General features: G+C 36.3%; 10 protein-coding genes. All 10 read right to left on the reverse strand.

The features are described 5' to 3' along the window. Window positions 1-570: 570 nt before the first annotated feature. Window positions 571-855, reverse strand: a complete 285-nt coding sequence (locus tag KAS42_03795; GenBank protein ID MCK4905348.1) for a DUF4190 domain-containing protein — start codon at window positions 853-855, stop codon at window positions 571-573. A gap of 4 nt (window positions 856-859) precedes the next feature. Beyond that, window positions 860-2,056, reverse strand: a complete 1,197-nt coding sequence (locus KAS42_03800; GenBank protein ID MCK4905349.1) for a pyridoxal phosphate-dependent aminotransferase — start codon at window positions 2,054-2,056, stop codon at window positions 860-862. A gap of 29 nt (window positions 2,057-2,085) precedes the next feature. Then, window positions 2,086-2,586, reverse strand: coding sequence for a 5-(carboxyamino)imidazole ribonucleotide mutase (gene purE / locus KAS42_03805; GenBank protein MCK4905350.1), 501 nt, complete (start codon window positions 2,584-2,586; stop codon window positions 2,086-2,088). Then, window positions 2,579-3,916: a chorismate synthase gene (locus KAS42_03810; protein MCK4905351.1), complete on the reverse strand. Its 1,338-nt coding sequence runs from the start codon at window positions 3,914-3,916 to the stop codon at window positions 2,579-2,581. Before KAS42_03810 ends, purE begins: the two co-directional genes overlap by 8 nt. A gap of 141 nt (window positions 3,917-4,057) precedes the next feature. After that, on the reverse strand, window positions 4,058-4,531 hold the full coding sequence (greA, locus tag KAS42_03815) for a transcription elongation factor GreA (protein MCK4905352.1): 474 nt from the start codon (window positions 4,529-4,531) through the stop codon (window positions 4,058-4,060). Window positions 4,532-4,570: 39 nt separating this feature from the next. Next, on the reverse strand, window positions 4,571-5,491 hold the full coding sequence (locus KAS42_03820) for a phosphoribosylaminoimidazolesuccinocarboxamide synthase (protein MCK4905353.1): 921 nt from the start codon (window positions 5,489-5,491) through the stop codon (window positions 4,571-4,573). A 20-nt stretch (window positions 5,492-5,511) separates the two neighbouring features. Then, window positions 5,512-7,401 carry a phosphoenolpyruvate carboxykinase (GTP) gene (locus tag KAS42_03825; GenBank protein ID MCK4905354.1) on the reverse strand — a complete coding sequence of 630 codons (1,890 nt, stop codon included), beginning with the start codon at window positions 7,399-7,401 and terminating at the stop codon, window positions 5,512-5,514. A 238-nt stretch (window positions 7,402-7,639) separates the two neighbouring features. Continuing rightward, the gene (locus KAS42_03830; protein MCK4905355.1) at window positions 7,640-8,050 is read right to left on the reverse strand and encodes a DUF2294 domain-containing protein; all 411 of its coding nucleotides are present in this window, start codon (window positions 8,048-8,050) and stop codon (window positions 7,640-7,642) included. Window positions 8,051-8,054: 4 nt separating this feature from the next. Next, window positions 8,055-9,317: a 3-phosphoshikimate 1-carboxyvinyltransferase gene (aroA, locus tag KAS42_03835; protein ID MCK4905356.1), complete on the reverse strand. Its 1,263-nt coding sequence runs from the start codon at window positions 9,315-9,317 to the stop codon at window positions 8,055-8,057. Between the two features lie 368 nt (window positions 9,318-9,685). Further along, window positions 9,686-10,135: ACT domain-containing protein (locus KAS42_03840; protein MCK4905357.1), on the reverse strand; the 450-nt coding region annotated here is incomplete at its 5' end.

A 10,135-nucleotide genomic window follows, 5' to 3' on the forward strand; every position in this document is an offset into this window, starting at 1 on the left:
AAGACAGATGGCAGAAAACAGAGAACAGATTGAAGTATATCCCCCCTAGTCCGCCACTGATACAATGGCGAGACTAACAGGGGGGACGCCCAAAGAGTTGAATTTATTTTGTTAACAGTTTTGGGCGCAGAATACAAAAAATACGGAACGGATATACAATAGAAATACGGTAGAAATATAGTGGAAATACATAGATATAATAAAAATCAAAAAATAGATATACGGTAGATATACATGGAAATACGTAGTAGATAGACAACGTATTTCAACCCCGTTGATGTTAATACTATCTACGGGGACAATATATTTCTTTTTTACATATTTCTATACATTTCAATTTATATCAATTTTATTTCTAATCTTTATCTTCTGACATCTGTCATTCCCGAGCAATCGGGAATCTAAAAATTATAATCATCATTGGATTTCTGCTGGAGTTTATCCCTGTGTAAAAAGAGGCAGGAATAGCAAATAATGGATTCCTGTTCCCTGCTTACTACCTGCAGGGACATGTTTCACAGGAATGACATGGAAGGGTAGGGGGTCTTGAATTTGTTATCTAATTCCTGATTAAGCGCGCGCAATCATTGTCCATATAACCGAAGTTAAAATCCACAGAGGAAGAATAAGTCCGAGCCCGCCCAAAATTATACCTGCTATAGCAAATCCTTTTCCTCTAAGGTTGTCGCTACTTTTGTTAATTTTTATTATACTGATAATACCCAGAAGGATGCTTAATAGAGGGATGGTTCCAAAACTTGATAATCCCATACCCAAAATTAATCCTGAAATAGATACTATAAAGCTAACAATTGCCGTTTTGCTCCACCGAGAATTAATGCTATTGTTGTCCATTTTTTTATTTGGTTATTTTATTTATAAATCCTTCTATTCTATTTAATCCTTCTGTAATATCTTCCATTGAAGTTGCGTAGGATAATCTTATAAAATTGTCGTCTCCAAAAACATATCCCGGAACAACTGCTACTTTTGCATTAGTTAAAAGAAGTTCCGTTAATTCCAACGAATTTTTAATTGTTTTTCCGTCTAACTGTTTTCCGATAAGTTCGGATATGTTCGCAAAACAATAAAATGCTCCTTGCGGCTTAATCACAGAAATATGTTCTATTGAATTAATTTTTTTCACCATATAATCCCGTCTTTTTTTAAATTCTTCAACCATTTGTTTTAAATTTTCCTGATTGCCGTTTAGGGCTTCTACCCCGGCAAGTTGAGAGATAGATGTTGGATTAGAGGTTGAATGGCTCTGCAAATTCGACATTGCCCGAACAATTTCTTTTGACCCTGCGGCATAACCTAATCGCCAACCGGTCATGGAATAAGCTTTGGAAAAACCGTTTATTACTATTGTTAGTTTTTTGATGTCGCTACCCAAAGAAGCAATACTTGTATGTTCTAAATTGTCGTAAATAATTTTTTCATATATTTCGTCAGATATGCAAAAAATATTTTTTTCTATTAAGATTTTACTTAAACTTGAAAGTTCTTCTTTTGTGTAAACCATGCCTGTAGGATTGCAAGGAGAATTCAAGATTAACAGCTTTGTTTTAGGTGTTATTGCTTCTAATAATTGTTGCGGCGTAATTTTGAACTTAGCGTCTTGTGTCGTTTTTATGAATATAGGTTTTGCGCCGGTAACTTTAACCATTTCAGGGTAACTTACCCAATAAGGGGAAGGAATAATAACTTCATCTTCCTCATTACATAATGCCAGAATAGTGTTAAAAAGAGAATGTTTTGCCCCACAGGAAACAATGATCTCCTCAGGTGAATAATCAAGTTCGTTGTCTTTTTTTAGTTTTTTGCAGATAGCTTCTTTTAATTCTTTTATGCCGGAAGCAGGTGTATATTTAGTGAATCCATTATCGATTGCTTTTTTGGCTGCTTGTTTGATATTAATCGGGGTGTCAAAATCCGGCTCTCCTGCTCCGAATCCGACAACATTAACGCCTTCGGATTTCATTTTTTTTGCTTTTGCTGTTATGGCTAATGTCGCAGAAGGACTGATTAAACTTATTTTTCTTGAAATCGACATATGTTATCCTTTTAAATTTTTAGATTGGTTTATTTTAGATTTAACTTTTTATTTTTTTCTTCCACTTGTTTGGCTATATTTTCTTTATGCTCTTTTACTTTTTCTCGTATCGCAGGGTATTTTATGCCAAGCATCTGCATTGCCAATATTGCCGAATTCTTAGCTCCTGCTTTTCCTGTTGCGACTGTAGCTACAGGAACGCCTGATGGCATTTGAACTATAGAAAGCAAAGAATCTAATCCTCCTGATATTTGCGTTTGTATGGGTACTCCTATTATAGGAAGAACTGTCCATGCTGCCATAGTTCCTGCAAGATGTGCGGCGCCTCCTGCTGCTGCAATTATCACTTCTAACCCTCTTTTTTCAGCGTTTAAGGCGTATTCGTGAGCTTTTCCGGGCGTGCGGTGCGCGGATATAATATTTATTTCATATCCTATGCCGAAGGCTTCCAGCGTTTTTGTTGTTTCATTCATTATTTCTAAATCCGAATCGCTTCCTATAACGATTCCCACAAGAACTTTATTATCCATTTTTGCCGACCTCCTTTTTCAGAGTCTGATATCCGTAATGTGCTATTAGATTATCAAGTAATACCATAGCGGTATAATTTTCTACCACGGGCCATACTCGAGCAACAATAGTTGCATCTCGTCTGGTGATAGCCGCAAGTTCTTTATTTTCAAGAGTATATTTATCAATTGTATGTTGTTTCTTATCAATTGTAGGTGTCGGCTTTACAGCTACTCTTGCAACAATTGGCTGACTTGTGCTAAGTCCGCCTGTGATGCCGCCTGCGTTGTTTGAGTCAAAAACGACTTTTCCTTTTTCAGCATGCATCTGGTCATTTGATTCATATCCTGTCATGTTTTTAACTCCAAACCCAGCGCCGACTTCAACTCCTTTAACAGCGCCTATACCAAGCATTTTGCCTAATTCAGCATCAAGTTTATTAAATATCGGTTCGCCAAGACCGGCTGGTGCACCTAAAACGACTATCTCAACAATACCTCCGGCTGAGTCTCCTGTGTCTGAAATTTTATTGCAGGCATCGGTCATTGCTTGTGCGGCTTTAATGTCGGGACAATTTACTATGTGGTGTACACCGTATTTATCTTTAATTGCTTCTGGATTTGATTTTGGTGTTTTGTCGCGTATAGCGTCTATTTCTTTTTCTATCTCTGCAAGAATACTAATTTTTTCAAGAAATCGCATATTCATATTTATACGTTCTTTGACATAAATCTCCTGATAGAATGGGTCAAAATCTTGACGCATTTTTTTATAGGAATCTGTATATTTTAAAGCTTCTTTATGATTGATATCCGGACATCGTACTGAAGCAAGCTCTTTGACATAGGAAAACACATCAATTCCGCATTTTTTTAGAATTTTCTTGGCTATATATCCGGCTGCAACAATAGTGGATGTATATCTGCCGCTGAAAATACCGGCGCCAATGGCATCATCATCAGGTCCATATTTTATAAAAGAAGCATAGGATGCGTGTCCCGGTCGTGGTGTGCGGTTGGTATCCTGATATTGTTTTATATGAACAAAGTGTCTGTCAAGGTTGGGTATAAGAATGGAAAGGGGAGTTCCATTCGTGTGATTCTTGTTTCCTGCATTCTCAATAGTATCAGCAGCGTTAATCCCCGTATATATTATAGGAAGGTCCGGTTCTTTTCTCGGAGATGAGAGTTCATCTGAACCAGGTTTTCGAAGAAGTAAGTCGCCGTATATTTCCTTCTCATTTAAACTCATTCCCGGTGGTATTCCTTGGATGATTGTATTTAATCCATCCTGATAAGAACCGCCTCCCACAGTTACCTGAAAGAATTTACCAAAATGACATCCAATCATAGTTCCCCCTTTTTAATATTCTTTATCACCTAATATAATTAAAAATGATGCGCACTTGAATCAATATTTGAACATATTGTAGCAAGATATCTTGATTTGTAAAATGTTATTATAATATTTCTTGAGTTATTGATTTTGCAACTACCTTGATATCTCAAGTATTTTATATCTTAAAATACCTGCAGGAATGTTAATTTCAATTATTTCGTTTTTTTTAGAACCCAATAATCCTTTGCCTACAGGCGAGGCGGTAGAAATTTTCCCTTGGTCGTAATCCGATTCTATCTCTGCTACAAGGGTATATTGAAGTTCTTTGCCGGAATTTAAATCTTTGAGTTTTACCGTTGAACCGATAGAAACCTTATCTTTAGGAATATTTGTTTCCTCTTCAAGAATCTTTACCCTAATCAGTTTTTCTTCCAACTCAGCAATTTTTATTTCACTTAATGCTTGAGCATGTTTAGCTGCATCATATTCCGAATTTTCCCTTAAATCTCCCAAAGAACGGGCGAAATGTAATGCATTAGCGATTTCTTTTCGCTTGACGGTTTTTAGATATTTTAATTCTTCCGTCAATTTCTCGCATCCTTTTCGTGTTAAATATATATATTCCATATTTCCTCTTTTTGCATCAAACTTTTTTGATTTTTCCGACTAAAGCTCTTCTTCTGTAATTGTCTTAAGAGCTTGCAGGTATTTTTGGGTTGTTTTATTAATTATATTGTCGGGCAATTGGGGCGCAGGATGAGTTTTGTCCCAGGTGAGTGTTTCCAGATAGTCTCGGACAAATTGTTTATCAAAACTAGGTTGAGGTTTACCCGGCTCATATTGGTCCTTTGGCCAGAATCTGGAAGAATCGGGGGTAAGCACTTCGTCTATAAGAATAATTTCATCCCGCCCTTGCGCGCAGGAGCTGGATTCATTTCCTATTTTCCCAAATTCGAATTTTGTGTCGGCTATAATTATTCCCTTGCTTTCTGCGTATTGCGCGGCTTTTTTATAAAGAGAAATACTTATATCTTTTAATTTTTGGGCTATATCTTTCCCTATTGTCTGCTCTATATGTTCTTGAGTTACATTTATATCGTGACCTATATCTTCTTTTGTTGAGGGAGTGAAGATAACTTGAGGTAGCTTGTCGGATTCTTTTAAACCCTCAGGCAGATTGATTCCACAGATGGATTGCGTTTTTTGATACTCTTCCCAGCCGGAACCGGACAAATAACCACGCACCACACACTCAACCGGTATAGGAACAACTTTTTTTACCAGCATTGAACGATGTTTTAAAATTTCTTCATATTTTTGTAATTCTTCCGGGAATGTTCGGATATCGTCGGTAATAAAATGATTAGGAACTATATCTTTGGTAAAGCCGAACCAGAAGACTGAAAGTTTTGTTAGAATCTCTCCTTTATGAGGAATTTCGGTAGGTAATATTACATCAAAACAGGAAATCCTATCCGTTGCAACCATTAAAAATTTGTCATCCAGATCGTATATTTCCCGGACTTTCCCTCTTTTAAAAAATTTAACTCCCTGAAGGTTTGTAAATCCTATAGGTTGATTTAGCATAATAATCCCTTGCTTTTATTTTATTTCTCTTCTACAAAAAGTTCTGGAGATATGTAATTACCAAAACGCTTTTTTGCGTTGATTAGACGTTCTTTTTGTTGGTCAAGAATCTCAAAGAGTATTGGTGGTGTATCAGATACCTTTTCATGATAGAATTTTTCCACTCTATCTATTTTTGCCAAATTCTCATCAACACGAATAGTGAATTGTTCTAAATAATCTTCTTTTGAGTAATTTTTGTCTAAAACCTGTTTGAAAAGTATATGAAGGTCATTGTATTTCGGAATCCAACCGGTAGGACATTTTATTGCATCCACATCGTTATGTGCGCGTAATTCCATCCATTTTACCCATACATGTTTGTCACGCACACCATTTAAAAATTTACCTTCTTTATTTCTAAGAAAGTAATTAACACCGAAAATAATAGGAGGATTTTTAAGTTTTTTGCCAAACTCTAAATTATTGTGGATATATTTACCCAAAGTAATAGCGACAAAATCCTGGATGCTCATTACGTTTATCTCAGATACTCCTTCTTTACCGATTGTGGCAAATGTTGTTTCAGATTCTAATGATGCGCCGTAAGCTATAATGCTATGTTGCCAATCAAAACCTTGTTGTACGGGAACATAACCTTTTGGGTCTCTTCCGCCATACATTATGCCTCTTAGCTCTACTCCAAGAGGATTATCTGATTCCGAGTCAACATTATCCAGTGCCTTTATTGCCACGGCATATCGCGCATTTTTGTGAGCCGGGGGAATTTTATTTCCCTTATTATCTGTTTTGTTTTCATTCCATATCCCTGAGAAATTTATTCCCTCTTTAGGCATTTCATCCTTTGTACCCAACCAATAAGGTTTATTTTCTTTAACCAATATGTTAGAGAAAATGACTTCACCTGGCGTGGTAAGAACCTTGTGTATAATAGGGTCATCAATAGCGTTTACATTCTGGATAATGCCAAAAACACCTGCTTCAGCATTTACTGCCCGTGCTTCCCCGTCAATATTGCGGAAATATGCTATATCATCTCCTACAATAGTTTCTCCCGGAAGCATGGCGGTAGATGTTTTACCGCAGGCGCTGGGAAAAGCTCCTGCAAAATAGGTTTTACGACCATTGGGCCCCTTTACCCCCATCAATAACATATGTTCGGCCAACCATTCCTCTTTATCTGCTTTTCGTATAGTAAGGCGAAGAGCAAGTTTTTTTAAGCCGACAGTATTACCTGCATATTGGGTATTTACGCTATATACAGTATTATAATTATAATCAATATAGATGCGTCTCTTATCAGTTTCTATACTTACCATTTCCTCATTTATCTTTCCTGCCGAATGTAAAAAACAGAAGATTTCAGATTGTGTTTTATCCTGTTCGAACATCTTATAAGCCGAGCGGTAGAGTAGGTCTTCACTATGAGCAACATACCAAGAATCCGTACATTGCAGGCAAGGAATACTGAATATGGAATTAGTTGGGCCTAACGAGAGGAAACGGACAATCATAGTGTGGTTTTCCATACTATTAAGTAGTAACCTATTAATTTCCGTTAATCCTTCCTCACGCTTGATTTGGTTTAAGTTTTTACTTAGAGTTTCATGTTGAGGTACGAGATATTTGGTAACTTCTCTGTCACGGCCTTGGTCTTTTATTCCATCAAAATGGTAAGTGTGACCTGGGATTGCAAGTGGTTTTTCCTCTCCTGTTTGAATTGCCTGCTTGCGTATATGGTCAATGTCTTCGAAAGAATCACTGCAAATGAATATCTGTTTAGGGTTGCATAACTCTGCAGCATTAGCTATAAACTCGTGGACTTTGGAATTGCCTATTGCAGATAGCTTTTGATAATTAATCTCGTCCAGTTTAGCTTTTAAAATTTTTAAGTAATTTTCTGCTTCCATATTTGATTTCCTTCTTTTAAGAGTTATATTAAACAAAAAAAGCCAATATCATCTTTCACGCTTTTTCCTATCTGACGATAGCAAACAAAAGGGCTAAAAGATTTAGATACTGGCTTACTCTGCAACAACTCTATTATTATGGTTCTTGCTCTAGTCTACCAAGTTACAAAAAACACTTTACGATTTTAAAATAAAAAGATGTTTTAGTCAACCCCCGCCAAGCCAATTCTTAAAAAAATTACTTGTTTCCCGTGAATTTGTCTTCTAAATTTTGCTCTAATATAAAAATAATAATTCTCTCTGCGGTTTTTGTACTTATGTCTGTATGTAGGCTTTTTACTTGGCAGGTAATGATGTCTGGAATTAAATTTTCCAATAATGACTTTGAACTTTCCAATAATTGCATACGTGTTTTCTTTATTAGTTCTGCCCCTTCTACACTTTTTGCCAATTGTTCTTCTGCGGGGGTGAAAACTCCTTGAAGACGAACAAGAATCATATCTTTGATAATATAAGTTTTAATTTCAGTAGGACCTCTGCCCATATATTCTTTTTCAAATTTGATTATTGCTTCGCTTATTTGGGCTTCGACCTGTCCTTTTGTCCCGTAGGGAAATTTATTTCTAACGGGATTTATTTTATCTTTCATGAGATTAGTTTTTAGAAATATTTCCACCAACTTGCTTAACACAATTTTCGAAATTAGAGAATGTTATAGCCACTGCTTCTGCTGTATCAACAGTAGTTTCGCCTTCAATAGTAAGGCCCGCTATAGCTAATGCCATTACTATACGATGGTCGAAGTGACCATTAACTCTTGTTGCTTTTAGTTTACTTTCTTCAATTTCCAAGCCGTCTTTAAGTTCACGAATTTTGGCTCCCATTTTGGTCAATTCTTCATACATCGTTTTAATACGGTCTGTCTCTTTTATTCGAGCCTGAGGCACATTGAGTAGTCTGGTTTTGCCTTTGGCAAAACAACCTACTACAGCCATCATAGGTAATGCGTCGGGGGTATCGTTCATATCTATATCTATACCCTTCAATGAACCCGCACTTATGCGGACGAAATTTTTACCTATTTCTACTTTTGCCCCCATTTTTTTTAGATAGTCAATTACTGCTTTATCTCCTTGATAGTCATTAAAATCGAGACCCAAGCAGGTTATATTGTTATTCATTAAAGCTCCTGCTGACAGAAAGAATGTTGCTGAGGAGAAATCCGAAGGTATTTTCCTTTTAAAAGCGGGATAACATTGATTGCCAGGGATATGGAATTTTCTCATATCCCTGTTCTCAAATTTAATTTGCTCGTATTTAAGCCATTCCAATGTCATATCAATATATGACCTTTCGTATAGTAGCGGGACATCTATTAAAGTTTCATTGTCAGCTAAGGGAGTGTTTATTAAAAGACTTGTCAGATATTGGCTTGATTGTGCCTTAAGAGTTGTTTCTCCGCCCTTTAATTTTCCCTTTATCATAAGCGGCGGAAATCCTTGTTTTTCTGTGTATGATATAGATGCTCCGAGGTCGTTAAGCGATTGAACAAGATGACCAACAGGGCGTTTTTTTGTTTGTTGGTCTCCTGTAAGGAGCACTTCCGTCTTTCCCAATAATGCACAAGACCCCATTACAATATTTAACGTTGTTCCTGAATTCTTTACATCAATGTGGTTTTTAATAAGAGCAGGTTTCCCGTCGAATCCGGTAACGGTCCATAAATCTTTTTGTATCTGAATTTTTGCGCCTAATGCTTTATATGATTCGACAGCAGCAAGAGTGTCTTCGGAAACAAGAGGAGATATAATTTTACTTTTGCCTTTTGCTAAACTTGCGATAGCAACTGCCCGTATAGTATGCGATTTAGATGGGGGGATTTCTACTTTACCCGATAATATAGATTTTTTTACTATAAAAGATTTGTTCACGCATTCCTCACTTTGTTCGGTCAAAATTAAAAAGTAAATATAAAAAATCACCCCTAGAAATTCGGAGAATTTCAGGGACTAAGTCCTCGGAATCTTTTTCAAGATTCCAGAGGGAAAATACATATCAAAGTGTAAATAGAAGTAAATCACAAATTACAATAACCAAACCATCCCCTGCAATCTAAAAGATTGCGAGGATTGAGTCTCCCCAGAAGGGGACTAAATCCCTGGAATGCTCTGCATTCCTAGTGGCCTGAAAATCTTTGATTTTCTCGAGATAATTTGGAATTTGCGGTTTGTAATTTTTAAGTATTTGATTTGTCATTTTACATTTTGATTTTTAAATTTTTAGGCTATCCCCTCGGATAGGAGCCCAAGACTTTTAGGAATGTGCACAATGGTTTTAGTTCTTTAATTGCCTGTTTTATTTTTTTCTCGTCTTGATGACCTTCTAAGTCAACAAAGAAATAATACTCCCATATTTTTCTTTTAGATGGGCGGGATTCAATTTTAGTTAAATTAATTTTATTTTTGTAAAAAGGTGTAAGACTGTCATATAAAGCTCCAACTTTATCTTTTAACGAGAACATCAGTGAAACCTTGTCATTCCCCGTTGGTTTGCTGGGTTGTTTGCCTATTACTAAAAATCTGGTAATGTTTACTGACATGTCTTCTATATGCTTACCTACAATTGGCAATTTATATAGACGTGATGCGAGCTGTGAAGCAATTGCTGCAGATGTTTTCTCTTTTACCGCTAATGTTGCTGCGTGTGCAGTAGAATAGACTTCTATTAATTGGAC

This window comes from bacterium, assembly GCA_023135785.1.
Taxonomy (GTDB): domain Bacteria; phylum CAIJMQ01; class CAIJMQ01; order CAIJMQ01; family CAIJMQ01; genus CAZNJA01.

Bases quoted from the DNA above. Each gene is read 5' to 3' on its own strand.
- KAS42_03795 (MCK4905348.1), bottom strand. From the start codon at position 855: ATGGACAACAATAGCATTAATTCTCGGTGGAGCAAAACGGCAATTGTT.
- KAS42_03800 (MCK4905349.1), bottom strand. From the start codon at position 2,056: ATGTCGATTTCAAGAAAAATAAGTTTAATCAGTCCTTCTGCGACATTA.
- purE (MCK4905350.1), bottom strand. From the start codon at position 2,586: ATGGATAATAAAGTTCTTGTGGGAATCGTTATAGGAAGCGATTCGGAT.
- KAS42_03810 (MCK4905351.1), bottom strand. From the start codon at position 3,916: ATGATTGGATGTCATTTTGGTAAATTCTTTCAGGTAACTGTGGGAGGC.
- greA (MCK4905352.1), bottom strand. From the start codon at position 4,531: ATGGAATATATATATTTAACACGAAAAGGATGCGAGAAATTGACGGAA.
- KAS42_03820 (MCK4905353.1), bottom strand. From the start codon at position 5,491: ATGCTAAATCAACCTATAGGATTTACAAACCTTCAGGGAGTTAAATTT.
- KAS42_03825 (MCK4905354.1), bottom strand. From the start codon at position 7,401: ATGGAAGCAGAAAATTACTTAAAAATTTTAAAAGCTAAACTGGACGAG.
- KAS42_03830 (MCK4905355.1), bottom strand. From the start codon at position 8,050: ATGAAAGATAAAATAAATCCCGTTAGAAATAAATTTCCCTACGGGACA.